Annotated in this window: 21 protein-coding genes; 5 read left to right on the top strand and 16 right to left on the bottom strand. The window is 54.9% G+C overall.

What is annotated here, in order from left to right:
- Positions 1-44 precede the first annotated feature (44 nt).
- Positions 45-1,535 carry an NCS1 family nucleobase:cation symporter-1 gene (locus IRJ17_RS17200; protein WP_122965416.1) on the top strand — a complete coding sequence of 497 codons (1,491 nt, stop codon included), beginning with the start codon at positions 45-47 and terminating at the stop codon, positions 1,533-1,535.
- Between the two features lie 135 nt (positions 1,536-1,670).
- On the opposite strand, the gene IRJ17_RS17195 is transcribed toward IRJ17_RS17200, so the two are convergent.
- The 6 genes from IRJ17_RS17195 to IRJ17_RS17170 form a co-directional block, all read right to left on the bottom strand.
- On the bottom strand, positions 1,671-3,383 hold the full coding sequence (locus IRJ17_RS17195) for a methyl-accepting chemotaxis protein (RefSeq protein WP_122965415.1): 1,713 nt from the start codon (positions 3,381-3,383) through the stop codon (positions 1,671-1,673).
- 106 nt (positions 3,384-3,489) lie between these two features.
- Complete coding sequence (locus tag IRJ17_RS17190; protein WP_242771205.1) at positions 3,490-4,008, bottom strand: hypothetical protein; 519 nt, start codon at positions 4,006-4,008, stop codon at positions 3,490-3,492.
- A gap of 100 nt (positions 4,009-4,108) precedes the next feature.
- On the bottom strand, positions 4,109-4,999 hold the full coding sequence (locus IRJ17_RS17185) for a nitrilase-related carbon-nitrogen hydrolase (protein ID WP_173596574.1): 891 nt from the start codon (positions 4,997-4,999) through the stop codon (positions 4,109-4,111).
- 34 nt (positions 5,000-5,033) lie between these two features.
- On the bottom strand, positions 5,034-6,419 hold the full coding sequence (hydA, locus tag IRJ17_RS17180; RefSeq protein ID WP_242771203.1) for a dihydropyrimidinase: 1,386 nt from the start codon (positions 6,417-6,419) through the stop codon (positions 5,034-5,036).
- Between the two features lie 97 nt (positions 6,420-6,516).
- Complete coding sequence (gene preA / locus IRJ17_RS17175) at positions 6,517-7,794, bottom strand: NAD-dependent dihydropyrimidine dehydrogenase subunit PreA (protein WP_122965411.1); 1,278 nt, start codon at positions 7,792-7,794, stop codon at positions 6,517-6,519.
- 102 nt (positions 7,795-7,896) lie between these two features.
- Positions 7,897-9,240 (bottom strand): NAD(P)-dependent oxidoreductase, encoded by a 1,344-nt coding sequence (locus IRJ17_RS17170; RefSeq protein ID WP_173596572.1) that lies wholly within the window; start codon positions 9,238-9,240, stop codon positions 7,897-7,899.
- Between the two features lie 189 nt (positions 9,241-9,429).
- Here IRJ17_RS17170 and IRJ17_RS17165 point away from each other — a divergent pair, with 189 nt between their 5' ends.
- Both IRJ17_RS17165 and IRJ17_RS17160 read left to right on the top strand, forming a co-directional pair.
- Entirely contained in the window at positions 9,430-9,951 is a 522-nt protein-coding gene (locus IRJ17_RS17165) for a hypothetical protein (protein WP_217021233.1), read from the top strand.
- A 9-nt stretch (positions 9,952-9,960) separates the two neighbouring features.
- Positions 9,961-10,368 carry a hypothetical protein gene (locus IRJ17_RS17160; protein WP_122965408.1) on the top strand — a complete coding sequence of 136 codons (408 nt, stop codon included), beginning with the start codon at positions 9,961-9,963 and terminating at the stop codon, positions 10,366-10,368.
- Between the two features lie 53 nt (positions 10,369-10,421).
- On the opposite strand, the gene IRJ17_RS17155 is transcribed toward IRJ17_RS17160, so the two are convergent.
- The 3 genes from IRJ17_RS17155 to IRJ17_RS17145 all read right to left on the bottom strand — a co-directional run bounded on the left by IRJ17_RS17155 (position 10,422) and on the right by IRJ17_RS17145 (position 13,978).
- Entirely contained in the window at positions 10,422-11,687 is a 1,266-nt protein-coding gene (locus IRJ17_RS17155) for a hypothetical protein (protein ID WP_122965407.1), read from the bottom strand.
- Positions 11,688-11,865: 178 nt separating this feature from the next.
- Positions 11,866-13,200 (bottom strand): hypothetical protein, encoded by a 1,335-nt coding sequence (locus IRJ17_RS17150; protein ID WP_167470341.1) that lies wholly within the window; start codon positions 13,198-13,200, stop codon positions 11,866-11,868.
- Between the two features lie 193 nt (positions 13,201-13,393).
- Complete coding sequence (locus IRJ17_RS17145; protein WP_122965406.1) at positions 13,394-13,978, bottom strand: LOG family protein; 585 nt, start codon at positions 13,976-13,978, stop codon at positions 13,394-13,396.
- Between the two features lie 95 nt (positions 13,979-14,073).
- On the opposite strand from IRJ17_RS17145, the gene IRJ17_RS17140 reads away from it, so the two are divergent.
- Positions 14,074-14,394 carry a MazG nucleotide pyrophosphohydrolase domain-containing protein gene (locus tag IRJ17_RS17140; RefSeq protein ID WP_217021243.1) on the top strand — a complete coding sequence of 107 codons (321 nt, stop codon included), beginning with the start codon at positions 14,074-14,076 and terminating at the stop codon, positions 14,392-14,394.
- Between the two features lie 89 nt (positions 14,395-14,483).
- On the opposite strand, the gene IRJ17_RS17135 is transcribed toward IRJ17_RS17140, so the two are convergent.
- On the bottom strand, positions 14,484-15,848 hold the full coding sequence (locus IRJ17_RS17135) for an aspartate aminotransferase family protein (protein WP_122965404.1): 1,365 nt from the start codon (positions 15,846-15,848) through the stop codon (positions 14,484-14,486).
- Positions 15,849-15,862: 14 nt separating this feature from the next.
- Positions 15,863-17,371 (bottom strand): CoA-acylating methylmalonate-semialdehyde dehydrogenase, encoded by a 1,509-nt coding sequence (locus tag IRJ17_RS17130; RefSeq protein WP_217021245.1) that lies wholly within the window; start codon positions 17,369-17,371, stop codon positions 15,863-15,865.
- Positions 17,372-17,542: 171 nt separating this feature from the next.
- On the opposite strand from IRJ17_RS17130, the gene IRJ17_RS17125 reads away from it, so the two are divergent.
- Positions 17,543-19,189, top strand: a complete 1,647-nt coding sequence (locus tag IRJ17_RS17125; RefSeq protein ID WP_242771200.1) for a PucR family transcriptional regulator — start codon at positions 17,543-17,545, stop codon at positions 19,187-19,189.
- A gap of 38 nt (positions 19,190-19,227) precedes the next feature.
- Here IRJ17_RS17125 and IRJ17_RS17120 read toward each other — a convergent pair whose 3' ends face one another.
- The 5 genes from IRJ17_RS17120 to IRJ17_RS17100 form a co-directional block, all read right to left on the bottom strand.
- Positions 19,228-21,480: a S8 family serine peptidase gene (locus IRJ17_RS17120; RefSeq protein WP_242775292.1), complete on the bottom strand. Its 2,253-nt coding sequence runs from the start codon at positions 21,478-21,480 to the stop codon at positions 19,228-19,230.
- A 143-nt stretch (positions 21,481-21,623) separates the two neighbouring features.
- Complete coding sequence (locus IRJ17_RS17115; protein WP_242771196.1) at positions 21,624-24,032, bottom strand: AAA family ATPase; 2,409 nt, start codon at positions 24,030-24,032, stop codon at positions 21,624-21,626.
- Positions 24,033-24,117: 85 nt separating this feature from the next.
- Positions 24,118-25,293 (bottom strand): MFS transporter, encoded by a 1,176-nt coding sequence (locus tag IRJ17_RS17110; protein ID WP_173596565.1) that lies wholly within the window; start codon positions 25,291-25,293, stop codon positions 24,118-24,120.
- Positions 25,294-25,370: 77 nt separating this feature from the next.
- The gene (locus IRJ17_RS17105; protein WP_229049693.1) at positions 25,371-25,886 is read right to left on the bottom strand and encodes a MarR family transcriptional regulator; all 516 of its coding nucleotides are present in this window, start codon (positions 25,884-25,886) and stop codon (positions 25,371-25,373) included.
- Between the two features lie 102 nt (positions 25,887-25,988).
- Positions 25,989-26,192, bottom strand: a complete 204-nt coding sequence (locus IRJ17_RS17100; RefSeq protein ID WP_063228527.1) for a hypothetical protein — start codon at positions 26,190-26,192, stop codon at positions 25,989-25,991.
- Positions 26,193-26,211: the final 19 nt, after the last annotated feature.

The raw sequence follows: 26,211 nt of genomic DNA, 5'->3' as shown, positions 1-26,211 counted from the left end.
TGTCCGAATGCCAGCGGATTTTGTCAAAAAAAGGAGGGAAAGCAATGAAGACGCAGGCAGAATCAAATGGAATCGTCACCCTGACCCAAGAAGGGACGGATTTGGTCAAGGACAGTCCGCTCTATAATGAAGGGCTGCGGCCGACAACCAAAGCAGAGCATACGTGGACGTCCTACAACTTCGCCAGTCTCTGGATCGGGATGTGTATCTGTCTTCCCACGTACGCGATGGCCGCCGGACTCATCTCGCTGGGCATGAACTGGTGGCAGGCAATTTTGACGATCATTCTCGGAAACTGTATTGTCCTTATCCCTATTCTCCTCAACTCTCATGCCGGGACAAAATTCGGCATCCCTTATCCCGTGTTTGCAAGGCTCTGGTTTGGATCGAAGGGCGCGCACATTCCGGCCGTCGCTCGCGGTTTGATCGGAGCTGGCTGGTTTGGCATCAACTGTTGGTTCGGCGGTGCCGCCATCGATACGTTGCTTATGTCGATGACAGATTGGGCAAGCGTTCCCGGCCATCTGTGGATCGCCTTCTTCGGCTTTTGGCTGTTGAACGTCTGGGTCGCCTATCGCGGTCCAGAAGCGATCAAAAAAATGGAAGCATGGGCAGCCCCTATCCTGATCCTGATGAGTCTCGCCTTGCTCGTGTGGGCGCTGACCAAAGCAGGCGGCTGGGGCCCGATGCTCTCCGCTCCGTCCAAGTTCACCACCACAAGCGAGTTTTTAGTCGTCTTCTTCCCGGCCTTGACCGGAGCCATCGCATTTTGGGCGACTATGGCGCTGAACATTCCTGACTTCTGTCGCTACGCCAAAAGCCAAAAGGCGCAAGTCGTCGGCCAATCCTCTTCCTTGCCGACAACGATGGGCTTTTTCTCCTTCATCGGGGTAGCTGTCGCCTCCGCTACTGTCGTCATTTATGGAGAAGCTTTGTGGGACCCGGCTGCGGTCCTTGCCAAATTCTCGCCGTTTGCCATCTTCCTCGGTACTCTCGGCATCATTCTCGCTACTCTGACTACCAACGTCGCCGCGAACATCGTCGCGCCCGCCCGTGCTGTGGAAAACCTCGCGCCGCGCCGTCTTTCCTATGAAGCCGGGGCTATCATTGCCGGTGTCGTCTCCTTGCTCATGCAGCCATGGTACATCCTGGAGAATTTCGGCAACTACATTTTCCTCTGGCTCGGCACTTATGGCGCACTGCTTGGACCGATTGACGGCATTGCCATCGCTGACTACTGGCTCGTGCGCAAAAGACGTATCCATCTGACGGAGCTGTACAAAACTGATGGCATGTACGCCTACAAAACCGGCTTCAACAGCCGCGCGATCTGGGCGATGCTGATCGGGATCGCCATTCCGTTTATCAGCAAGTACATCCCTGGCCTGCACATCATTTGGGACAACGCCTGGACCATCGGCCTGCTGATTTCGCTGGCGATTTATACGTGGATGATGAAGAGCGACTCGACGATTTTGAGCCAAAAAGATTACGAGCAAATCACATCGCAAGCAAGAGAGTCAAAAGCTTCCTGATTTATTATCGAAATATTGCGAAATAAAGATCGGCTTCGTCGCGTTTTTGACGGAGCCTTTTCCTATTAGATGAGCAAAAAAAGACTGACAACCACGTGGGTTGCCAGTCTTCTGTTCGTTCGGGTACGCTCTACCCTACCATTTGAATTGGCTGATGGATTCTTGCAATTCATGCGACAGCTCGTTCAAATTGTTGCTGGAGCGAGCAATTTCCTGCATGGTAGCCAGTTGCTCCTCCGCTCCCGCTGATACGGCTTGCGTATGTACGGCAGCTTCCTCTGACAGCCTGTTCATCTCGTCCATGGCAGATGCAACCTGCTGCATGCTCGCAGACATTTGTTCGGTCGCTGCGGATACTTCCTGGATTTGGCCAGCCACGTCTTTGGCTGACGCCACAATCCGCTGGAACGTGTCCCCCGCTTCCTGAACGGCGACAGCCCCTCTTTTCGCCTCTTCCGTACCTGACTGCATGACGGAAACCACTTGTGTTGTCTCCTGCTGGATTTCTCCGATCAGGCGGGCGATTTCCCGAGCAGACTCCTCCGATTGTTCCGCCAGCTTGCGCACCTCATCTGCCACGACAGCAAATCCTCTGCCCTGTTCTCCGGCGCGCGCTGCCTCGATCGCTGCATTCAGCGCCAACAGATTCGTTTGGGAAGCGATTCCTGTAATCACATCGACAATTTGTCCGATTGCTTGGGAGCGAACGCCAAGCTGCTGCACGAGGTCTGCTGCGTGATTGACGCCTTGGGACAGCGAGTCGATCTGCGCGACAGCGTGCTGGATTTGTGTGTTCCCTTGCTGGGCATCATCCGCAGCCAGCGCCGACGATTCCGAAACCGCACTGGACGTGTCTGCAATCCGCTGAATCGCGATCGACATTTCCTCCATGACGCGTACGCTTTCCTGTGTGCGAAGCGTCTGCACCTCTGACGAAGCGGCAATATGCTCCACGCTGCCCATCGCTTGCTCCGTTGCGCGAACGGTCTGTTCAGCGCTCGCTGACAGCTCCTCAGACGAAGCGGCGACTTGCTCCCCTGCCACTTTTACCTGCTCGATCAAGGAACGGAAATTGACGACCAGCTCATTGAAAGCAACCCCGAGCTTGCCTACCTCGTCTTTTGCCAAATAGGTGACTGGCGCAACCGCCAAGTTGCCCTGCGCCAACTCTTCCATCCGGGTTGCTACGAGACGCAGCGGCTCGGAAATCATGCGAGAGATCAAATATCCTAAAACGCATGCCAAAGCAATCGAGGCGCCTCCTACAATAAACAGCATCAAGACGGCTTTCTCGGAATCGGCAGCGTTCTCTTGCTGAATCATATCGGCCTGGGACGATTTGTAGTTGGCCCATTCAAGCTGCTCCTGATTGATCCAGCTCAGCGTTTTGTCAGTGGCCCGATAGTAAGCGTAAGCCTGATCCGTCTTGTGCTCCTTGATCAGATTGATAACCTCTGTCTGATCTTTCTCGTACTGCGCCAAAAGCTCTGTCAGCTTCTTGACTTTCTCCTGCTCCTTTTCGTCCAGGTGGGAGTTCTGGAGATATTGGAACGTCTGATCTGCCGAAGCGACTCGCTGTTGCAGCTCGGCCATGTACCCGGCGAGAACGGCAGGAGTGGGATCGAGAATCATTTTGTAGATCAGCCCGTCGATGGCCCGGATGTCTTGCCGCCAGTCATTGATCCATTTCACTGGAAGCAGTTGTTCTTCATACATGGATTGCATCCGCTCACCGGATATTTTCACATGGAAATAGCCTGTGAATCCAACCACACATAAGAAGACAGCCATCAAGATGATCAAGCTGAACATTTTGGCCCTGGTACTGAGATTACGTAGTACATTCATAGCTGTAGGCAATCCTCCTGTGTCCAAACTAGATAGATGGAAAAGCTCGAATATTGTCTAATCTTACCAAACTACGGCGAGTACGTCGATAGTCTTGGGTGATTTCTCACAGTTCGAGCACAGAAAGGATCGAAATCGCTTTGATTTGCGCATCAGGCTCATAACAGACGTAGTACGTAAGGTCCGGGGTGATCCGATAGCGAATCCCCCGGTATCCACAGGCGAGCAAATAGGCCCGCACCTCGTCCCCTGTCCATTCCAACCACTCCTGATGCTCCATGTTCGCAACACGCTGTTCCAGCTCTTCGTGGGAATGCCTGTACCGCAGCGCTTCCCTGCGCAGCTCGTTTTCGCCAAAGCGCTCGTCCAATTGGAGAAGCCCGGGCACATCGACCTCTTGCTTGAGCACGACAGCCTTGTCTCCGATCGTCTCGGCATGGCAAATGGCGTACTGCGCCGCAACCACCGGATTGCTTACCAGATACACCCCTGATCCAAACACAGCTTTGGCGCTTGCGCCATTCGTAAAATGACGGCGTTCGGCGCGTTCGTACTTCTGCGCCTGGACGACTCGCATGGCTTCCTCATACTCCACTCCCCGATAGACCGTTTCTTTCCTCTTCATGCCGGAGCGCTCCTTTTTCCCGTATCGTCATCGTTTTGCAGAACGTACCCACGATGTGAAAAGGAGGAAGACGCATAACCGGCGTCTCCCCCTCTTTGCATTACGGCAGCAATTTCACCATGTCTTCGTACGTTTCCGGGCGGCGATCCCGATAAAATTGCCACGTATCCCGCACTTCCCTGATTTTGCTGCGATCCATGTCCGCCACGATCACTTCATCCTGGTCGCGGCTGCCGACAGCGACGAACTGGCCTCGCGGATCGACCAGATACGACTGGCCGTAAAATTCGCCCATGTTCCACGGCGCTTCCGTCCCGACCCGGTTGATCGCGGCGACGTAGTAGCCGTTTGCCACGGCGTGCGCAGGCTGTTCGAGCTTCCACAAATACTCGGACAGCCCCGCTACAGTCGCAGAAGGATTGAAGACGATTTCCGCGCCGTTCAGTCCCAACAGACGCGCCCCTTCCGGGAAGTGGCGGTCGTAGCAAATATAAACGCCTACTTTGGCAAAAGCGGTATCGAAAACCGGGTACCCCATATTGCCCGGCTTGAAGTAATATTTCTCCCAAAAACCGCAGCCGCTGCTGCCGACCCCGACATGCGGGATATGCTGCTTGCGGTACTTGCCCAAATACGTGCCGTCCGCATCGATGACGGCCGCTGTATTGTAGTACGTGGCGATTCCGACTTTTTCGTACACAGGCAAAATGATCACAGTGCCAAGCTCCTTCGCCAGGGCGCAAAACTGCTGGACTGTGGGGCCGTTGGGCACCTCTTCCGCCGACTCGTACCATTTCGTACTCTGCTCTGCACAAAAATACGGGCCGTAAAAAATTTCTTGCAGGCAGACGATTTGCGCCCCTTTGGCAGCGGCGTCCCGCACCATTTTTACATGCTTTTCGATTGCCTTTTCCTTGTGCAGATGCACAGGCTCGTCGCCATGCACCTCATTTTTGGCCTGAATCAGACCAATCCGTACTCGATCCGCCATGCCTATCCCTCCTCGCGCCTTCCTGTTGTAATCACTACGGTCTGGCAAAAGTGGAGCGTTTGACGTAGCGCCCTGCTCCCGCCTGGCCGACAAACTGCTTGTTGCGAACGACGAAGGAGCCGCGCGAGAGAACGGAAATGACATCGCCGTACACTTGCATTCCTTCAAACGGGTTGTAGTCCACGTTCATATGATGCGTCTCCACCGAGATCGTCCGCTGAACATTCGGATCAAACAAAACAATATCCGCATCGGAACCGACTGCAATCGTGCCTTTTTGCGGAAACATGCCGAACAGCTTGGCAACCTTCGTCGAGGTGATGTCCACGAATTGGTTGAGGCTGATTTTCTCCTTCTGCACCCCTTCGGAGAACAAGATCGTCATACGGTCTTCGATGATTGGCCCTCCGTTGGGAATTTTCGTGAAATCGCCGCGCCCGAGTTCTTTTTGCCCGGAGAAGTTGAACGGGCAGTGATCGGAGCCGACTGTCTGCAAAATGCCGTTTTTCAGGGCGCTCCACAGCACGTCCTGGTTCCACTTTTCGCGCAAGGGAGGCGACCAGACGTATTTGGCTCCTTCAAAATTCGGCTGTTCCAATGCCGTGATGTCCAGCACCAAATATTGCGGACACGTTTCTCCGTACACGTTCCAGCCTTTTTCACGCGCTTCGGCAATCCGGCGAACGGCATCGGCACACGACACATGCACGACGTAGAGCTGGGCATCCGCCAGCGCCGTAAGAGCAATCGCGCGTCCCGTCGCCTCTCCTTCCGCTTCCGGCGGACGTGTATAGGCGTGGTACACCGGATCGGTATTTCCCTCAGCCAGCGCTTGTTTGGTCAAATAATCCAGCACGTCGCCGTTTTCCGCATGCACCTGGACGAGTGCCCCCAGCTCTTTTGCGCGGATGAGCGTTTTGAACAACGTCTCGTCATCGGCCATCAGCACATTTTTGTAGGCCATAAATACTTTGAGCGAAGTAATCCCTTCGTTGTTGACGACTGCCTCCAGCTCTTCCAGCACATCGTCGTTCGCATCGGACACCATCAAGTGGAATCCGTAGTCGATGACGGCCTTGCCCCGTGCTTTTTCGTGCCAGGTGGCAATCGCGGAATGAAGCGACTCTCCCTTGGTCGTCAGGCAAAAGTCCACGATGCTCGTCGTCCCGCCGAATGCCGCTGCTTTTGTGCCCGTGAAAAAGTTATCCGAAGTAACGGTGCCGCCAAACGGCATGTCGAGATGCGTATGCGGGTCGATCCCGCCTGGAAACAAGTAACAGCCTGACGCGTCTATCACTTCCGCATCGCCTGCTTGTAATTGAGAGCCGATCGCCACGACTTTCTCTCCCTCGATCAACACGTCTGCCTGGTACGTGTCAGACGCGGTCACAATCGTCCCGTTGCGAATCCATTTTTTCATCGCTTGTTTCGCTCCTTTCCTCTGCCGCGCGTGAATGAGACAATCTTTCCTCGTACATGCTATGCCGCTTTTGCCTCCATCATGCCAGAAGTCCCACTCACGTCTCGCAGCTGCCGCCGCCAGCAAGTGCCGCCTGACGCTGGTTCCAGGAAAGCGGCGGCTGGTTCGACGGGATTTCTACCATCTCAATCGTGCCTTCTACCGGGCAGACGATCGAACACAGGTTGCAGCCGACGCAGTCTTCCTCGCGCACGACCAGCCGTTCTTTGCCAGTCGCTGCATCGCTGACGATATCGATGCACTGGTGAGATGTGTCTTCACAGGCGATATGGCATTTGTTGCAGTTGATACAGGTCTCTTCGTGAATGCGGGCGACTACTTTGTAGTTGAGGTTCAGATGGCCCCAATCCGAGTAGGTGTGTACTGCTTTGCCCACGATGTCCATCACTGACGCGATTCCCCGCTGATCCAAATAGTTGTTCAAGCCGTCGATCATGTCTTCGACAATCCGGAAGCCATGGTGCATCGCCGCTGTGCACACCTGTACGCCAGTCGCGCCCATCAGCAAAAACTCGACCGCATCCCGCCAGTTGGAGATGCCGCCAATCCCGGAAATCGGCAGGCGGACAAACGGATCGCGGGCACACTCCGCCACCATGTTCAGGGCGATCGGCTTCACGGCAGGCCCGCAGTAGCCGCCATGCGCCCCTTTTCCGTCTACGTGGGGAATCGGCAGCCATTTGTCCAAATCGACGCCCATCAAGCTGTTGATCGTGTTGATCATGCTGACGGCATCGGCTCCTCCTGCTGAAGCGGCTCTGGCTGTAAAGCGAATATCCGTAATATTGGGCGTCAGCTTGACGATCACAGGCGTCTGCGCCACTTCTTTTACCCACTCGACCTGCTGGCGGATCAAGTCGGGATGCTGCCCGACCGCCGAACCCATTCCCCGCTCCGCCATGCCGTGCGGACAGCCGAAGTTCAGTTCCAGGCCATCGACGCCGATCGCTTCCACCTTTTTGACGATCTCGTGCCACGCCTCTTGCTTGTGCTCCACCATCAGCGAGGCAATCAAGGTGTGTTTCGGAAAACGTTTCTTCGTCTCATCCATTTCCTTCAGGTTCACTTCCAACGGTTTATCCGTAATCAGCTCGATGTTGTTGAAGCCGAACACGCGTTGCCCGCCAAAATTCAATCCGGCAAAACGCGAGGTGACGTTGACGATCGGTTCTCCTAATGTTTTCCAGACCGCACCGCCCCACCCCGCTTCGAAAGCGCGCTGGACTTGATAGCCCGAGTTCGTCGGCGGCGCTGAGGCCAGCCAGAACGGATTGGGGGATTGAATACCTGCGAGATTGATAGAAAGATCGGCCATGATCGGACTCCTCCATCTTTTGGCGAGAATATGCCCGCCGTACTCCCCTGATCTGCTGCAAAAACAGGCTCAGAGGGCTGCTTGCTGCGCCCGCCTGCTTGTTCAGACAGGCTGCTTCTCGCTGATCGCCTTGTGAATCGCGTGAGCGGCACGCTTGCCGTGATTGGCTGCATCCACTACCATCGCATCGGTCTTCCCTCCGCCGAAAATCACGTCCCCTGCGGCAAATACTTGCGGATTCGATGTGCGATACGTGCCTTCCTCAACCGCGACGATGCCGTTTTGATGCTGCAAGCCAAGCAGATCGATCAACGGCAGATGGCGGTTTTGGCCGATCGCTTTCACTACGAAATCCACCTCGATCACGAACTCGCTGCCAGCGACAGGAACCGGGCGTTTTCTGCCTTTGGCATCCGGCTCTCCAAGCTGCATGCGGATCAGCTCCAGCCCGATCACACGCCCGCCTTCTCCAAGCACGCGCGTCGGGGCAACCAGCCAGCGGAACTCTACGCCATCCTGTTTGGCAAACTCGTATTCAAACTGGTAACAGCTCATTTCCTGCACGGTTCTCCGATACAAAATTTGCACGTTGTCCGCACCCAGCCGCTTCGAACAGGTCGCGGCGTCAATCGCTGTGTTCCCTGCGCCGATCACGACTACTTTTTTGCCGACCATCTCAGCTGACAGCGGCTTTGTTTTCGTCTCCTCCACCAATGTAATCGCATCCAAAACGCCTTCCAGCTCTTCCCCCGGAATCTGGAGCGAAGGCACTTTGGCCATGCCTGCCGCGAGCAAAACCGAGTCGTAGTTGGCAAAAAGCTCATCGGGCATGATGTCGACGCCGATCCGCGTGTTGGTGTGGATTTTGACGCCGAGCGCCTCTACTTGCTCGACCTCCCACAGCGAAACTTCCTGCGGCAGCCGGAAGGAAACGATGCCGTACGTGTTCAGGCCGCCCGCTTTTTCTTTCGCTTCGTACATCGTGACCTCGTAACCGAGACGGGCCAGTTCCCGCGCCGCCGACAGCCCGGCTGGTCCCGCGCCAATGATCGCCACCCGCTTTCCGGCAGGCTCTCCTTTCTGAAACAGACTGGCTTTGTTCGCAATCGCCCAGTCGGTCGCGTGGCGTTGCAACAAACCGATCATGATTGGCTTGGAGGCGTGATTGAGCACACAGGCGCCCTCGCACAGTTCCTCGGTCGGACAAACACGAGCACAGCTTGCCCCTACCGGATTGGATTCCATGATCGTCCTCGCCGAACCGAGCAAATTGCCTGTGGCGATTTTGCGAATGAACGAAGGAATGTCAATCGATGTGGGACAAGCCTTGATACAGGGGGCGTCGTAGCAGAACAGGCAGCGATTCGCCTCATCGACCGCCTCTTTCGGTTTTAGGGCGCTCACCACTTCGCTAAAATTTTTTTGCAGATCATTGGGCACGCTCATCCATACACAACCTCCTTGCCAGCTCGAATAAGATGCTTGCTATTAATCAATGTGCAAGCAACGCGTTTTATGATTGTTTCATTTCACGGCAGCATATGTTTGCGATGCAATCATTTCGCTCGCGCAGTCATGAATGATTTCAGCAGCGAATAGGCTAACAATAACCACGGCGGCAAAGGAGTTTGTCAGATGAGGGACTACGCCCAAAAAATCGAGCAGACCAAAAAACAAATCGCCGAGCTGCACGCCCTGCTTGCCGAGCTGGAACAGGAACAGCACGCCTATCTGGAGCAGTTGGAACAGCGGAAAACGTATTTGTCCTCGCGGGAAATTCTCGACCTGCTGAACCAAAAGCAGGGGCGCTACGGCAGCATGGCCTCCATCAAGCGCTGGTCGGACAACGGCTACTTGGGAGATGGCGTCGATGAACGGGAAGCTTTTCCCCTGCTCGCGAGCAAGCAAGGGAACAAACGCTTTCTGTATCCGCGCGAAGCCGTGCTGGCGTTTTTAGATGAAAAAGGACTGCTTGCCCCTGCGTATGATGTTTTGGACCGCGTGCAGCTCCGCCAGGCCAATCGGGACTTTTGCTGGGCATTGGTCACGGCTGTCTCGCGCCATGATCTTCGCTTTTTTTACCAAGTTCAATTGGAAACAACGGGAGAAGTCGTGCCGGCAGTACCGGAAGAAGAGTTGTTTTTCCCTCTCCCGTAAGGAGGCACTATGGAACTGGCCGTCATCATGCTGGAAAATACCGTGGACAATCAGGCGTTTTCCCGGCAAATACGCGACTTTCACAAAAAAAAGGGGCAGCCCCTCGCCATTCGTTTCAGCGAAGAACTGACCCATATTATTTTGGAAGCACCGTGCCTGTACATACCCGACCCGAAGCAGCTTGATCCGCGCACCATTCTGGATGGGACGATCCGCCAGGTCGCCAGCCATGGAGAAATCCATCCCCGCCACAAAGGAAAGACCGTCAATCTCCACCTCGATTCCGAGCTGGTTGCCGAACTGGAGCAAATTCGCGCGCTCGTCAGCAGCAAAACCCAGCAGGAAGTGATTCGCGAGCTGTTCGTGCGGGGCATGCGCTCCTACCTCGCGGAACAAGAAGAGGACCGAAACGAATGAAGCAACGCTCGCCTTGCCAGCTCCTGCGCAGCTTCGCGCAACGGGAGGTGGCTTTATTTTTTCCAAGTGAAGAAAATGCGCTCACCCGCGATTTGGTACGTGACGGTGTACAACTTTTTCGCTTCTGTCCCCACTTCAAAGACGATTTCTTTTTTCGTTGTGTTTATGCGGGTTTGGTTGATATCAAAAACCGTGAAGGGCACGCCCGGCTGCTTGTCCATCGCGACGATAACACTGTTCTTTTGCGCAGGAACGTGGTACGCGCCAACACCCAGCATCGTGTCGTACAAAATCCAGTTATTGTCGAGCCAGGTGAGCTTATTGACAAAATGTCCCGGATACAACTGGGCGAGTGGCTGGTAATCCTTATTGTAAAAACGAATGTTCGTCGAACTGTACAACCCTTCCGAATCGGGCACCGCGATCGTTTTTTGATCGGGCGAGGCAATTCCTTCGCTCTTCGCTCGTGCCACGTTGGCTTTTTCCAGCTCGATTCGCTCTTTTTCCGCCAAAAAGAGCGCGTCTTCCGCTGAAATCGTCACATGCGGCAGCTTCGCCAAGGCAGGCAGCTCGCTTTTCGCCGGAAAATTGCTGTAAATCGTCAAAGTCCCATCCTCCGGGGCGCCGTCATAGGCGATTCCTCTGGACGGATACTCCCAGGCGTACGTGCCGATCCCGTGCAGATGATAGGTGAAATCTGGCTGGCCCCAGGCGGCAAAGATGGAAAATGACCCGGAATTGGCCGGCTCTGCGAGCTTTTCGCCGTATTCTTGCAAATGTCTTGCCATATCAAGGATCGCCCGGGTGTCTGTGAGAGGATCGCGACGGTAGAGCGAAAAAGCTTTGACCTTTTCCCCGGCAAACGTCACAAACAAATAGTAATTCGGATACGCGTAACCGATCAGCTCTTGCTTCTGTTGCGAGAATAGTGGAGTTCCCAGCTTGCGCAAAAGCTCCTTTTTCGCAGTTTGGACGGTAATGCCCGGGACGATCTCTCCCGTGAACGCAGAGTCAGCCAGCACTCCGAATGCACGCTCGTTTTCGTCCCACTTGACGGCTACGCCCTTTTGAAAATATTCATATCCGTCAAATGTTTTGACTGGCTGTCCAAGCTGTCTGCGCAAAGTATCTCGCTGCCACTTGCCCGTCTGCAAAAAACCGAGCAGCGAAGTCTGGGACAGCTCCTGTACGGCTTGGGCGTGCATCCCTTGACTCGAATCCGCCTGTTGCCAGCTAGGAGCCACACTGTAGGCGGCGGCTGACACTGTTGCTGACAGGCATACGCTAGAAACCAAGGCAATCATATATTTCACAATCACGGTACTCTCTCCCCGTTTCCCTCTTGCCGGATGTTTGTCTTTTCCAGTTTACCAAATGGTTCCACTTTTCGGTGAGGCAAATTGCTTCGCAAGCCGAAAACAGGACAGCAACAGGAAAAAGCCTTGCTCCCGCGTACGGAAAACAAGGCTTTTGGACGAAAAGCGATCGCGATGGACTTTACTTCGATTCGCCGTGCAAGTAATTGAAGAACGGCTGGTCTACCCAAAACTTGTACGTCTCGACATTCAGTTTGTCGCTGAGCTTTTTCAAGCCGGCAACCACTTTTGCCGACTCCTCGTTCAAGGAGAACGTCTGGACGACGTAGCGACCTTCTTTGATCACGTTGTTCGTGATTACCGGATAATCGGCAAGCTCCGTGCGGGAATGGTAGAGCGGCTGCCACCAGGATGCTGCCAAGAGCCCGGTCGTGTCTTCCTGATCCCGTTTGGCGTATTTCAGCACGAGCGGCTGGAAGCGCTCTTTCTCAGCCTCGCTCGCAAACTCAAAGCTCAAATCGTATTCTTTCGCATAAGCGATGAAATTGCCGTTTTCGATCTGGACCACTTGATAATCATCTGTCTGCGTCGGCTCTCCCCACTCTTTCAAGTAGATAAAAGCAGACGTTTTCGGCTCAAACTGGATTTTCGCGTCGATGCCCTCGCTCTTGAGCAAGCCGATCAGTTGAATCGCATGAGTCAAGTCGCTATGCCCGTACGTGATTGTGCGCGCCGGATCAAAATGCGGGTCGAATGCCGCATCTTTCAAGTTGTAGCCTGTGTACAGATTTTGCTTCAAGCCCGTATCAATGAGCTTTTGCAGCTCCCCTGCCTTGATAATCGACGATTCGCTCCAGGCTTGCGCCAGCTTGCCGTAAATGCCCGACTCCTGCACAGTCCCGAGATAGTTCTTGTAGTCGCCGTGGAACTCTACCACTTTCGCCAGCAGCTCTACCGCCAATTCAGTTGTCGTATCGCCTTCGGCCTTGATTGCTGCCAAGGTGTTTGCCGATACAAGCCCGGTATCAATTGCTGCGGCTACTTCCTGTGCCGCTTGCAGCGAAACCGCTCCGCCTTTTTGGTAGGCAAGACCTGCTTCCTTCCAGGCAGATGCTACCTTGTCCTCGCTGTATGTGTAAGCAAGCTCAGCCAATCCCGCTGCCTTGACAGAGGCACTGATCGCTTCCCAGGCAGCGATTTTCGTTGCTCCCGCCTTCGCTTCCGGAACATAAGCTTTGGCGAGCGCTTCTTTTTCCGTTATACTTTGAGTAGCGGCCACAACTTTCGCCAGCGCTTGGGAAAATTGGCTGCGCGATACTGTTTTGTCAATAGAAATGCCATATTGCTGGGCAAGATAGCTGGCGTATTCGGCTTTGGCTGTTGCAGCCACCGTTTCTTTTGCCAATACGGCAACAGGTTGATTCGCTTGCGCTGCTCCGGCTGCTTGCGGAAGCACCAGTGCAGAAAGCAGTACCGCTGTGGCGGAAAGCTGGAGCCATTTGTTTGTTTTGATCATGACCGTTCCTCCTTATGTATGAAGCAGAAACATATAATGACTATTCCTATATGTTCACTTGGATATATGATCATTTACATTATCACTTGCTCTTACTTTGTGTCAACGCTTTTTCGTTTAATGAAAATGATTTTATCAGAAAAGCAAAGCAGTTCGCCCTTTTGAAACAGCGAACTGCTTTTTTATATGGCGGCTACTCTTCAGTCAGCTCTGACCATTTGTTTCCTTTGACAGGCGGCTTGTAATCGCGCAGACGATCGAGCAACACGGCCGGATCGCTCTCGCACACGACCAACTCTCCCTGCATCTGCGGGATGAAGCCTGTCTCGGTAGCGTGCCGCACCAGTTCCATCAGCGGAGTGTAGTAGCCGTCGACATTCAGAAGACCAATCGGCTTGCTGTGAATCCCGATCTGCCCCCAGCTCACCACTTCAAAAATTTCTTCAAACGTTCCGTAGCCGCCCGGCAAGGCGATAAAGCCATCGGACAAGTCGTTCATTTTCGCTTTTCGCTCGTGCATGGATACAACTTCATGCAGTTCGGTCAGACCCGTATGTACGATCTCACCGCGAAACAATCCTGTCGGCATGACGCCAATCGCGCTCCCTCCTGCCGAGAGAACCGTATTCGCCACTCGCCCCATCAGTCCCATGTTGGAGCCACCGTATACCAGTTCAAGCTCTCGTTTGACCAGTTCTTTGCCCAATGCTTCTGCGTACTCGGCAAAAGCCGGGTTTACTCCCGGGTTGGAACCTGCAAAAACACAGATACGTTTCATGTCATCCTCCTAGACCAATCAAAGTTGTGTGGCTGCGAGCACCACTTTTTGGTGTATAGTACAATTATACAAAAATCTAGAAGGGACAGATACGTTTGAATATCACGGAATTTCAGAAATGGGTAGGAGATTTTTACGAGGAGCGCGGTTGGACGCAGTACGGGCCGTTTATTCGCGTCGGCTTCCTGATGGAAGAAGCAGGCGAGCTTGCCCGCGCGGTACGGGCGATTGAAATTGGCAGAGATCGGCCGGACGAAGAGGAAAAAGCGGCGCATGAAGCGCGTCAGGAGTTGGTCGAGGAACTGGGGGATGTGCTCGGTAACTTGATCCTGCTCGCCAACCAGTACGAGATTCCGTTTGAAGAGATTCTCGATGCCCATAAAGCCAAGCTGCAAAAACGGTACGACCAAAAATAGCATCACAGCAAGCCGCACCTGGCCGCTCACGAAAGCGGAACGCCGGGTGCGGCTGCTTTTTTCTCTCTAGTACGCTATATAGACCGCTCCTACTCCAACGTATCGAAAGCTTCTTTCATGACGCGGGCAATAAAGTCGATGTCCTCGCTAGTCGTGGAAAACGGCGGAGACAGGGTGAGCACGTTGTTGAAGCCTGGAATCGTGTCGCCGTTGCGGCCGATGATGAGTCCGCGCTTTTTGCATTCGCCGATCACCTGTGTGAGCTTCGCCGGTGCGGCAGGCTCTTTTGTTTTGCGATCCTCCACCAGCTCGATCCCCATCAGGAAGCCGAAGCTGCGAATGTCGCCGACGTAAGGATGATCCGCGAGAAACGCCAGCTTGGCCCGCAGTTCCGCTCCCAACTGTTCCGAACGCTCGACCAGTTTTTCCTCTTCCAAAATTTCGAGGTTTTTCAACGCGAGCGCACAGGCGGCCGGATTGCCGCCAAACGTGTTGACGTGGCGGAAGTGCGCATTATTGCCCTGCTCGTTGAACTTGTCGGCGATGTCCGCCCGCACGGCTGTTGCCGACAGAGGCAAGTACGCGCTCGTAATTCCTTTTGCCATCGTGACGATGTCCGGCTTGATGCCGAAGTTTTGATGGCCAAAATGTTTGCCGGAGCGGCCAAACCCGCAAATGACCTCATCGACGATCATCAGGACGCCGTACTTGTCGCAAATCTCCCGCACCTTCGGCATGTACTCCGGTGACGGGACGAGCACTCCCCCGCCCGTAATCGTCGGCTCCATAATCACCGCAGCCACTGTTTTCTCGCCTTCCCAGTTGATCACCTGATCGAAATACTGGGCGCATTCCAGATTGCACTTGCCGTACGATTTTCCCGCTGGACAGCGATAACAGTACGGCGGCGGAACGTGCAAAAATCCTGGTGCGAGCGGCTCGTACTTTTCCTTGCGCACTGCTTGGCCTGTCGCAGCCAGCGCCCCCATCGTGTTGCCGTGATAAGCGCGGTGGCGCGAAATGAACTTGTAGCGCCCCGGTTCTCCGTTCTGGTGATGGTACTGGCGCGCGATTTTGAATGCGACTTCGTTCGCCTCCGACCCGCTGTTGGAAAAGAAGACGCGATACTCTTCCCCCAGCCACTCGCTGACTTTTTCCGCGAGCCGGATCGCAGGCACATGGCTCTGCGTCAGCGGAAAATAGGCGAGCTGCTTCAACTGCTCGTAGGCGGCGTCTGCCAGCTCCTTGCGCCCGTAGCCGACGTTGACACACCACAGGCCCGACATGCCATCCAGGTAGCGATTGCCGTCAATATCGGTGATCCAGGAGCCTTGGGCGCCTGTCACGATCATCGGGTTCGGATTGTAGGGCGACATGTGGTGCCACATGTGCTCGCGGTCTGACGCAAGCAGGCTGTCCTTGTCGTACTCTTGCAACTGTTGATCTTGCTCCATCGCGAAAGCCCCCTTTATTTGACGAACACTTTTTGCGAGCCGATGCTTGTATCGCCATCTTCAAACCATCTGGAGGTGACCGTCTTTTTCTTGGTGAAGAACATGACGCCGTCCTTGCCGTTTGCGTGGAGATCTCCGTAAAACGATTCTTTCCAGCCCGAGAAGGCGAAAAAGCCCATAGGCGCGGGCACGCCGACATTGACGCCGACCATCCCTGCTTCCACCCGCTGCACAAATTCTCTGCCCCATTTTCCGTTGTTCGTGTAAATCGTCGCCCCGTTGCCGAAGCGGGAACGGCTGATCGTCGCCAATCCTTCTTCAAAGTTGCTCACGCGCATGACACTGAGCACAGGCGCAAAAATTTCGTCGCGCACGATGACCATTTCCGCATCCGCCTGGTCAAAAATGGTCGGGCCGAGGAAATAGCCGCTCCCTTGTTGTTTCGCATCCTCCCGTCCGTCTCGCACCAACGCTGCCCCGGATTCCACTCCCTTTTCGATGTAGCTGTGGACTTTGGACAAATGCGCGTCACGGATGACCGGACCGAGATCGACGCCTGCCTCAAGACCGTTGCCCATCTTCAGTGCATTGGATTCTTCGATCAGATGCGCCACCAGTTCGTCGGCGATTTCCTCCACAGCAACCACGGCACTCGCCGCCATGCATCGCTCGCCAGCGCAACCGAACGCCGAGCTGACGATCGTTTTCGCCGCCCGCTTCAAGTCGGTATCCGGCATGACCAAATGGTGATTTTTCGCGCCCGCCAGCGCCTGCACGCGTTTGCCGTGAGCGGCCGCCGTTTTGTACACGTACTCCGCTACCGGCTGCGAGCCGACGAAGGAGATGGCCTTCACATCAGGATGCTCCAACAAGCCGTTGACGACATCGTGAGCGCCGTGAACGACGTTGAATACGCCGTCCGGCAAGCCTGCTTCTTTCAGCAATTCGGCAATGCGGATACAGGACAGCGGAGTGCGCTCCGACGGTTTGAGAACGAACGTATTGCCCGCCGTAATCGCGATTGGATACATCCACATCGGAACCATCACCGGGAAGTTGAACGGTGTAATCCCGCCGACGACACCGAGCGGGAAGCGGATCGACTGGCTGTCAATGTTGGCCGCGATGTTCGGCAGCGTCTCGCCCATCAGCAAGGTCGGCATCCCGCAGGCAAACTCGACCATTTCCAGCCCGCGCAACAGCTCTGCCTGCGCCTCCGGCAAATTTTTGCCGTTCTCCAGCGTGATCATCCGTGCCAGCTCGTCCTCGTGCTTCATCAACAGGCTGTGAAAGCGGAACATGATCCTCGCCCGATCGACTACAGGAGTTGCGCTCCAGCCTACGAAAGCTTCCTTCGCAGCGGCAACGGCCTTGTCCACGTCTTCCTTCGTCGACAGCGGTACGCGGGAAAGCAGTTCACCTGTCGCCGGATTGGGCACATCCTCGAAACGGGTTGCCTGCGACTCCACCCATTGCCCCCCTACGTAGTTTTTCAATGGATTTCCAACAGTGGCTGTGTTCATCCTTTCAACTCCTTACGCTCATTTGTTTGACAATTCCATTTTATCCAAAAATAAAGCTTGTCATCACTAGACAAAACGCTAAGCATTCGGTAGCATTCATCATACATAGTGTCAATTGTCCGTTTGGAAAAAGGCTCTCTTCACGTAGACGGGCAGGAAAAGGAGAAGCACATGAGCAATGACTGGCGCTTGACGATCACAGAAGCAATCAAACGCCCGCTGTTCCAGCACGCAGAAGTGGTCGCGGGCCACCGCGGACTGGCTCGTCCGGTTCGCTGGGTGCATGTCCTGGAAACAGCAGATACGGGACAGTTTCTCAATGGCGGCGAACTCATCCTCTCGACAGGGCTTGGTTTTGGCGGGGCAAAAGAGAAGCGGCTTGCCTATTTGGCTGAATTGATTCGGCGCAAAGCATCCGGGCTGTGCATCGAGCTTGGCGAATACATCCCGGCGATTCCGGCTGACATGCTGGAAATGGCGGATCATCACGAGTTTCCGCTGATCATCTTCCATCAGCCCGTGCGCTTTGTCGATATTACCCAAGACTTGCACGAGCATTTGATCAATCGCCAGATGCAGGCTTTGCGTGATCTGGAGGCGTATTCCCGAGGCTTGCAGCAGCTCAGCCTCCAGGCGGCAAGCATCCCCAAGCTGCTCCAGCATTTTCAGGCGGCCGTGCAAACCCAGGTGTTGTTTTACTCGCCGGATGTCGCGGCCCAGTACGTTCCCGTTTTGCCCCACTCCGTCCAGGTAGAGATGAACGAGCTGATGGCATCGCTTTTTGCCGAAGAGGACACCCGTGATGCCAGCGTCCGCTTCCACCCGTTATCCATGACCAAGCAGCTCGTCTACCAGCCGGTTATGGCAATGGGGCATTTGCTCGCCTATGTAGGCGTCATTTTGTACGAGCGGGATGCGGACGAGTACATGCTGCTGGCGCTCGACAACACCGTCTCCGCCATGGCCCAGTTTTTTATGCGAAAAATGTTTGCCGAAGAACAAGCCCGGGTGATGGAAAACCGACTGTTCGACGATCTGATCGCCGATCGGCCGATGACAGAAGATCATATGCGTACACTCCTTGGGTTGTCGGGAAGCGTGAAAACAGTAAGCTACCATACGTTGATCGTCTCCTGCGAAAAATCGGAACCAGCCGCAGAAGGCGCCCTCCCGCCGCACGAATTGACCGCGATATACCGTTCGCTATTGACGCGCCAAGGCTTTTTGCCGTTCATCCGCTGTATGGGCCACCGCTTTTATTTTTTGCTGATCGAACCGAAGCCGCGGGCAGATTCCCGGCGCGCATTGGAAAAGGCGTGGGCTGACTTGAAGCGGATCGCCGTGCAAATGCTCGGAGCAGACACCCAAATTCGCTGCGGGATCGGGCGCGTGGGCAAGCGTTTGTCCGATGCGGGACGACATCTGGCGGAAGCGGAGCAGGCGCTCACCTTCCAGCGCGACTCTAGCAGCCCGTTTTTTTCCGATCTGGGGTTGTTTCGCCTGCTGTTTCACATTCCGGCCGAGCCTGTCCTGGACCATTTCATCACCGATTACCTCGGCCCGCTGCTCGCGCACGACGAAAAGCATGGATCAGCACTGACCCAGACGCTGCACGTCTATTTGAATGCCAATCTGTCCAAGCAGGCGGCCGCCGAGCAATTGTTCATCCATCGGCAAACGCTGTATCATCGCCTGGAAAAAATCGCGGAGTTGATCGGAGACGATTTCGCTTCGCCTGAGCGCCGTCTCTGTCTGGAAATCGCCCTGCACGCACAGCAATGGCTGCAAAAAGAAGACAAAGCTCTGCCTCGGTACTAGCGCAGAGCTTTGTCCTTTTCCTTGATCGCTGGGGTAACCTAACGCTTCTTCGTTTTTCCTGGATAGCTGATATTCATCTGAAACTTCGCTTCTTTGCCGTCCGCAAGCTCGACGCGAATCTTGAACAAGCCGGACTTTGGCAACGACACCGTCAGCTTTTCCGGGTTATCCGTTCCTGTTGCAGCGGCCAATTCCTCCCGCGTGTTGTTGTCGTACACGTACACATTCACATCGGCTTCCTCATCCCATTGCGCAGACACGTCCAGTTCGCCCGCGTTATAGGTGCGAATCGTAAATTCCTTGTAGGGCGTTTTCTTGCCGAGTGTCCCTTTTTTCAGTTCGCTCTTGACTTCGTAGTTATCGCCATTCCCTGTCTCGCCATCATCGTCGCCGCCGTCATTGTCAGCTTTTGCCCATTTTCCCGTCGTCGCCAGAGCGTATGGCTGCGGACCTTTCGGAATGTTGTAGCCTTCCACGGTCACCGTGTACGTCCCTTTTTCCGGTTCCACAATCCACACTTGTTCCACGTTGTTGAGGTTGTCGACCTGATCGTCATAAGGCGCTTCGAAAAAGTCGTTTCCGTTCAGGCGCTCGCCGCTTGGCGTAGTGACCTTGAGGTTCAAATCGTTGACAAGCGTGCGCCGGGCGGCAAAAGACGCGGGATAGTCTGTCCAGGCAAGCGTGATGGCAAGCGGCTTGGAGCTGTCCGTCACCTTGATCGCATACTCGGCTTTTTCTCTCGTTCGCAGCCCGTCTTGTACATCCTTGTAATTCGTCTGGATCGCTTCTTGCAGATTGGCACGGCCAAAGCCTTGCAAGCGCATGTCTTCTCCCAAATCATCTGCGCTGGCCAACAGTATGGCCTTGAGCAACGCTCCGCTTGGCTCTTTTTCCCCCTGCTCGTCCAGGTACTGGCGAATTTGCGCGACACCGCCCGCCAAAATCGGGGTCGCCATGCTCGTTCCGCTCATGTAGGCATAATAATCGTTGAAGCGCTTGTCAAAATTTTTGCTCGGAGCAAGCGAAGACCTGGTCGACAAGATGGATGTCCCTGGCGCTACGATATCCGGTTTCAGGCGTCCGTCTGCTGTCAGGCCGCGACTGCTTTCTTCCCACACTTCGTCTTGATTGTCGGAATGCTCGCCCAAGCTGGGACGAACACTCTCGCTCGCCCCGACTGCAATGACGTTTTTCGCCGTGGCAGGACTGCCGATCGTTTGATAGCCTGCCAGCCCCTTGTTTCCGGCAGCGATCAATGCCGTCATGTCGGGATGCTCCCACAAGAAGCGATCGAACAGAAACGAGCTTAAACTGTAATCCCCGTTGTCATTCGCTCCCCATGAGTCGGAGTGAATCCGCGCTCCGTCGGCATACGCCTCCTGCAAAATCGTTTCCACGTCCGTCACCAGGTTGCCGCTGCGATCCTGAATCGAATGAAAGACAAGCTTGGCCCCGGGAGCCATTCCTTTATATTGCTGATCCGAAGCTTCTCCCGTTCCGAGCAGCGCGCCAGCTACGTGCGTCCCATGCCCGTGCCGATCGCTCGCATCGTCTGGTCGTCCAAGCGCGTACAAGCTTTTCACCTGGCCGGAAAAATCCGGGTGCATGGAGCTGAGCTTGCCTGTATCAAGCCCGGTATCCGCTACGCCGACGATCTGCCCTTTTCCTGTATATCCTGTCGAGTACAGCTCATCCGCATGAATGATGCTGGCCGCGATGTCGTTGTGCAGCTCGTTTTGCGGCACCGGAACGATCGCGATCACATCCTCTGACTCGATGACCTGCCCAATCGCGTCCTCGTTCATCGTAGCGATCGAAATATGCGGTGCGTCCTCTGGCGTGGCAAGCCCTGCCATATCGGCGTCATCGGCTAAACGGCTTACTGTTCGCACCATGTCGACGTTTTGGTCAAAGCCGATCACCGCCACCTCTACCGCCTTGTCTTTTTCCAGCGAGGAACGCAGCTGCGGTGCCAGTTTGGCTTTCGGCTGAAACGGAACCACTTTTTTCACGAAGGAAAGCTGCTCGATTTCTTCTTGCTGCTCTTCGTCTGCAAGCTTTGCCAGGAAAGCGTAGTCCGGTATGTAATCGCCCAATGTCGCTCCCATGTCTGTCAGCTTCTCTTTCCACTCTTCACGGACAGGGCCTGACAACTGGATGATGACGAGTTCGGACGCGCTCTTTTTGGTTGACGTTTTCTCGATCGCCAGCCCCTCTGTGGCTTCGATCTCAATATTGCCCCGTCTCTCCCCCTCTTGTCTGGCCGCCGCTGGCAAACTGGTCAGCAGCATCGTTACGGCGATGGTAGTAGATAGTGTAGCATGCCATTTCTTTTGCAACGAAAAAACACCCTTCCCCTCATGGCTTGTATTACCATTATACGGGATCGGGTGAATTGTCAAAAGAGTAGGAAGACAGATGTGCGGGACAAAACCTAGTCTTTTGTCCCGGTTTCTTCTGATTGCCAGGTCAGAAGCGGTTCGAAGTCGCTCCACGACAGCGTCGCGAGCAACTTTTCATCCCAGGCTTCCCGCGGAATACTCGTGAGTCGCATCGCCTGGTTTTGGATCGCTTCCTGCAAAAGATTGTAGCTCAACCGTCCGTTTCCTTGCAGCATCTGCTTCTGCTCGGCTGTTTCCAGACTTTGCGCAATCGCTGCAATGGCGCTCGCCTCGATCACATAGCCTGCCTGCTGTGCCGCCTGTTGCAAGATGCAGACCAGCTCCGCCACCGAGTAGTCGGCAAAGTGAATGTACTTTTTAAAGCGGGACACAAGCCCGGGATTGCTCAGCAGAAGGCCGCTCATCTCTTGCGGATAGCCCGCCAGCACTACGACGAGGTTTTCCGCGTGCCGCGTCATTTCTTCCACGAGCGTGTGAATCGCTTCCTGACCGAAGTCTTGCTGGCTGCTCCCGAGCAAGGCGTACGCCTCGTCGATAAACAGGACACCGCCCAATGCTTCACGCACTTTTCTGCGAGTGAGAGCGGCGGTCTGTCCGACGAATCCCGCGACCAAATCGGCTCGGCTCACGGTGACCAGGTGGCCGCGCTTCAAATACCCGACCTCTTGCAAAATTTGCGCGTACAACTGGGCGACGGTCGTTTTGCCCGTACCCGGATTGCCCGTAAATACAGCGTGCAGTTCGATCGCGCTCTTGGGCAAGCCTCTTGCCGAGCGCTCCTGCTGCACCGCGACGTACGCCGCAATTTTTTTCAACTCGGATTTCACCTGATCGAGTCCGATCAACGCCTGAAGCTTTGCCTCCGCAGGCTTTTCCGCCTGGGGCGCAGCCAGCTCGCGAACATCCTCCGGGCGCAAAATCGTGAAATCGTCCCATTGCAAAGCTTTGCCCGCCGTGGCTCGTCCTTTGGCAAAAATCGCATCCAGGACGAGACTGGTGACCGTTCTGGCGTTGCCGAATGTGTCGTCCACTTGCGCTTTCTCGATTCGCTCGCGCAAGGCCAGCTTGGCGGCATCCGTCAAGGTAAAATCGTTGCGCGCCGCCACCGCATCGGCAATTTGCACCAGCTCGTCCGCCGAGTAATCCGGCAAAACGAAGTGGCCTGTCTGGGGAAAACGGCTGTACAAACCGGGATTGGCGTACAAAAAGTGCCGCATTTCTTCCGGGTAGCCAGCGAGCATGACGACAAAGCGCCCGGCGTACTCCCCACTCGTCATGGCGGCTACCAGCGTGTCGATCGCATTTTGCCCGTAGTCGCTGCCCGAGCTGTCCGGCCGCTTCAAGCTGTATGCTTCATCAATAAACAGGACGCCGCCGTCTGCCTGCTTGATCGCATCCATCACCCGCTGTTCCGTCTGGCCGACATAGCCGCCGACCAGATGGGAGCGATCTACTTCAATCAGCTGTCCCTTGGCCAAAAGCCCCAGCTCATGGTACAGGCGGGCAATCAAGCGCGCCAATGTCGTCTTTCCGGTGCCAGGATTGCCCATGAGCACGAGATGCAACGGGAGCTGGTCGTGCATGTGCCAGCCTTTTTGCTCGCGAAGCTGGCGATATTGCAAAAACTGGGCCAACTGGCGCACGCGCTGTTTGATCTCGTCCAGACCGATCAAACTCTCCAACTGCTCCAATGCCGTCCGTTTGTCCTGGTCCTCGCTGGTCGGCCCGTCATGCGCCAGCTCGCTATCTTCCTCTGGCAGCAACTGCTCTTTTTCCTGCGCTTGCTGGTTGAGGGCGCGAATCGTCTCTTGCAGTTGCGCAAGCAGCTCGGCGGAAAAAAAGACGCCGGAGAGCGAGGCTCCATAAGCTTGCACGCGCGCAAGCAGCTCTTCCAGCAGCATCTGTCGCCTGTCGTACAGGGCGACCATCGCTTCCGCCAACGCCGTCGTCTGCTCGTCTGCGAGCATGTTGGCTACGCGAAGCGCTGCTTTGGCCATCGCCTGCCAGCTGCCGATGTCGTCTTGGGCCTGGAGCGCCTTGTCTACCAGCACTTCCACCGCCCGCCTTTTGGCGACTACATTGTCCGTCTCCCGCAAGGTCGGAAACGCTGTCTCCAGTTCATGACTGCGCAACTGCAGCAAGAAAAGCCGCAGCTGGGCACCGAGTGCATACGGATCGTTCGGTTGCAACGCCAAAGCCCGGTCCAGCCACTCCTGCGCCATGGCTGTTCCGCCTTTTTTCATCATGCGCAAGATTGACAGCCTGGCAAGAACAGCGGCTTCTGCCTGATCGAGCTGCTCTTCGGAATGAATGGTGCGACTTTCTTCTATTTTTTGCAAAAGGGCCAGGCATTCGCCCTCGGTAAACGTTTGAATGCATACAGGGTTGTCAAACGCGCGCTCCCTGTCAGGTTGCCGCTCTCGCTCATGTTGTTGCTGCATGTTTTGGTTCCTCCCGCTCTTCTGTGTCAATCTTTGTTGTAGCACATTTACTGGAGGAAGAAAAGGATATCGCCAAAACTCGCTTTTACACGCTTCGGTTTGCCGCTGCTGCGCCGATCTGCTTTTTCGCAAGCAAAGTCGCCAGCACGAGCAAAATGCCTGCACCGCCAAATTCGAGGAAAGCACCGCCTGCGCCGTACAAGGCTGCTCCAGCAATCGGCCCAACGGCCATTCCCAGGTAGCGGATCAAATTGTAGACGCCGATTGCCGTTGCCCGTTCCTGTTCATACACTTCCGAAAGCAGAGTCGTATGCACAGGCATCCCGATCCCGAGCGCAAAGGCAAACAACGCGCTGCTTGCCACGAGCAACGGCAGGGACACGTTCGCTGTCACCATGAGGAAAAAGGTAGCCATAGCGTGCATTCCCGCCGTCCAGAGGAGCGCTTTTCGCGATCCCCACCTCTTCTGCAAGCGAATCGCCTGTTTGCTGCTGATCATGAAGACGACAGAGGCGAGCAAATAAAGCAAGCCGATTTTGTCGGCAGACAAGTGATAGTAGCTTGTCAACTGCACAGGGATAAACAGCAAGAAGCAGTAGTACGTAAACATCTGTGAAAAGCCGAGCAAGATCACGGACAAACCAGTCGGTTGCCGGCATACAGCAAGATAGCCGCTCAGTTGAAACCGTCTGGAGCTAGACAGACTGCTTTTCGTTTCCGGCAGCAAAAGTCCGTTTCCAGCGAGCAGCAGCACGGCCGTAGCCGCCAAAAACGCAAACACCGCCGTATGTCCGCCTGCTCCGCCAATCCAGCCGCCGAGCAGTGGCCCGATTGCTGGACCGATTGCCAGCATCATTTGATACGTTCCCATGGCACTCGCTCTGTCGCTGCCCTCAAACAGGTCGCCAATCATCGTCGCCGCGACAATCGGAATCGCTGCGAAACCGATCCCTTGCAGCGCCCGAAAGACGAGCAACATATCAATCGAATCTGCCAGATAGCAACCGATGGAAGCGAGCGCGTACAACACGAGCGCCGGAATCAAGATTTTTTTCCGGCCATACTGATCCACGAGCGGGCCGTAGACAATTTGCATAACCGCCAGCATGACCGTAAACAGCGAAATCGTCAGGTTGACGAGAAACGCGCTCGTCTGAAACTCTTGTTGCATCGCTGGCAGGATCGGCATGAACAAATTTTGCGCGAACGTACCGAACAAAATGGTGATCCCGAGCAGCATTAATACTTTTTTAGCGTTCATCTTTCAGCTTCACCTCATCATTTTTGTGTCCAAGGAAACAATCTTCCGAAATAATAAGGGAGATGCTCTCTCCCTCGCTAGTCCTCTGCCCAGTTCTTTTGCAGTTGCTCCGTCGCCTCGCCAATAAACCGGGAGACAAAAGCCAACTCTTCCTTGCTGTACCGATCCAAAAAGCGAATCATGTCGTTCTCCAGCTTCGCGTGAAAGCTGTCGTGTATCGAGTTGACCAACTCGCCTACTTTTGTCAGCCGAAAAAAAACTTCTTTTTGGTTGTCTTCCAACTGATAGCGCTCCAGCAAGCCTTTTTTCAACAGCTTCACCGTGATTTTGGATATGGCGCTTTTGGTCACCCCGATTTTTTGGGCAATCGTCGTCACGTTCACCCGTGCGTTGCTGCCGATTTCGGAAATGACGTGCAGTTCGGTTATCGATAGGCTGTCCAAATGCTGGTAATCAGGGATGCTGCTGCGGATTTTCGCAAGCAGTAAGGACTCGCGCCGTTTGCTGCGATCCTCCTGTTTATGTAGCAGAGTCAGCCACTGATTCCAAATTTTCGTTTTCTGATCCAATTCAGCGGTCAGCTCCTTTGTCATGCATTTGGTTTCCAAGGAAACAATATTACTGTATCACGTTCTGCGGCGGCTGACAAGAAAAAACCGCAGTCCGCTGAATAGGCGGCTGCGTTTTGCCCGGTTTTACCCTTTTACATTGCCCAGCTCCACGTCTGCGGCAAAATGCGCCTGGGCAGACTCCAGCACTTCGCCTTCCGAACCTGCCGAGATTTTATAGTTTGCGACTACATTTTTGCCATTGCGCACTTGAACGTTGTACTGGGAATCCCCATCATATGTGCATTCGCACTGATAATGCTTGCCATTGACCTGAATGTTTCCTTCCATGTGATCACACCTCCCCTTC

Source organism: Brevibacillus parabrevis (assembly GCF_022701015.1).
GTDB classification, from domain to species: Bacteria; Bacillota; Bacilli; order Brevibacillales; family Brevibacillaceae; genus Brevibacillus; species Brevibacillus parabrevis.
This window is presented reverse-complemented; position numbering and strand designations above follow the sequence as displayed.

Excerpts from the sequence above, each read along its gene's own strand:
- hydA (WP_242771203.1), bottom strand. The coding sequence starts at position 6,419 with ATGAAAAAATGGATTCGCAACGGGACGATTGTGACCGCGTCTGACACG.
- IRJ17_RS17125 (WP_242771200.1), top strand. The coding sequence starts at position 17,543 with ATGAGCAATGACTGGCGCTTGACGATCACAGAAGCAATCAAACGCCCG.
- IRJ17_RS17160 (WP_122965408.1), top strand. The coding sequence starts at position 9,961 with ATGGAACTGGCCGTCATCATGCTGGAAAATACCGTGGACAATCAGGCG.
- IRJ17_RS17115 (WP_242771196.1), bottom strand. The coding sequence starts at position 24,032 with ATGCAGCAACAACATGAGCGAGAGCGGCAACCTGACAGGGAGCGCGCG.
- preA (WP_122965411.1), bottom strand. The coding sequence starts at position 7,794 with ATGGCCGATCTTTCTATCAATCTCGCAGGTATTCAATCCCCCAATCCG.
- IRJ17_RS17100 (WP_063228527.1), bottom strand. The coding sequence starts at position 26,192 with ATGGAAGGAAACATTCAGGTCAATGGCAAGCATTATCAGTGCGAATGC.
- IRJ17_RS17170 (WP_173596572.1), bottom strand. The coding sequence starts at position 9,240 with ATGAGCGTGCCCAATGATCTGCAAAAAAATTTTAGCGAAGTGGTGAGC.
- IRJ17_RS17110 (WP_173596565.1), bottom strand. The coding sequence starts at position 25,293 with ATGAACGCTAAAAAAGTATTAATGCTGCTCGGGATCACCATTTTGTTC.
- IRJ17_RS17150 (WP_167470341.1), bottom strand. The coding sequence starts at position 13,200 with ATGATCAAAACAAACAAATGGCTCCAGCTTTCCGCCACAGCGGTACTG.
- IRJ17_RS17135 (WP_122965404.1), bottom strand. The coding sequence starts at position 15,848 with ATGGAGCAAGATCAACAGTTGCAAGAGTACGACAAGGACAGCCTGCTT.
- IRJ17_RS17200 (WP_122965416.1), top strand. The coding sequence starts at position 45 with ATGAAGACGCAGGCAGAATCAAATGGAATCGTCACCCTGACCCAAGAA.
- IRJ17_RS17195 (WP_122965415.1), bottom strand. The coding sequence starts at position 3,383 with ATGAATGTACTACGTAATCTCAGTACCAGGGCCAAAATGTTCAGCTTG.
- IRJ17_RS17145 (WP_122965406.1), bottom strand. The coding sequence starts at position 13,978 with ATGAAACGTATCTGTGTTTTTGCAGGTTCCAACCCGGGAGTAAACCCG.
- IRJ17_RS17185 (WP_173596574.1), bottom strand. The coding sequence starts at position 4,999 with ATGGCGGATCGAGTACGGATTGGTCTGATTCAGGCCAAAAATGAGGTG.
- IRJ17_RS17165 (WP_217021233.1), top strand. The coding sequence starts at position 9,430 with ATGAGGGACTACGCCCAAAAAATCGAGCAGACCAAAAAACAAATCGCC.
- IRJ17_RS17190 (WP_242771205.1), bottom strand. The coding sequence starts at position 4,008 with ATGAAGAGGAAAGAAACGGTCTATCGGGGAGTGGAGTATGAGGAAGCC.
- IRJ17_RS17120 (WP_242775292.1), bottom strand. The coding sequence starts at position 21,480 with ATGCTGCTGACCAGTTTGCCAGCGGCGGCCAGACAAGAGGGGGAGAGA.
- IRJ17_RS17130 (WP_217021245.1), bottom strand. The coding sequence starts at position 17,371 with ATGAACACAGCCACTGTTGGAAATCCATTGAAAAACTACGTAGGGGGG.
- IRJ17_RS17105 (WP_229049693.1), bottom strand. The coding sequence starts at position 25,886 with ATGACAAAGGAGCTGACCGCTGAATTGGATCAGAAAACGAAAATTTGG.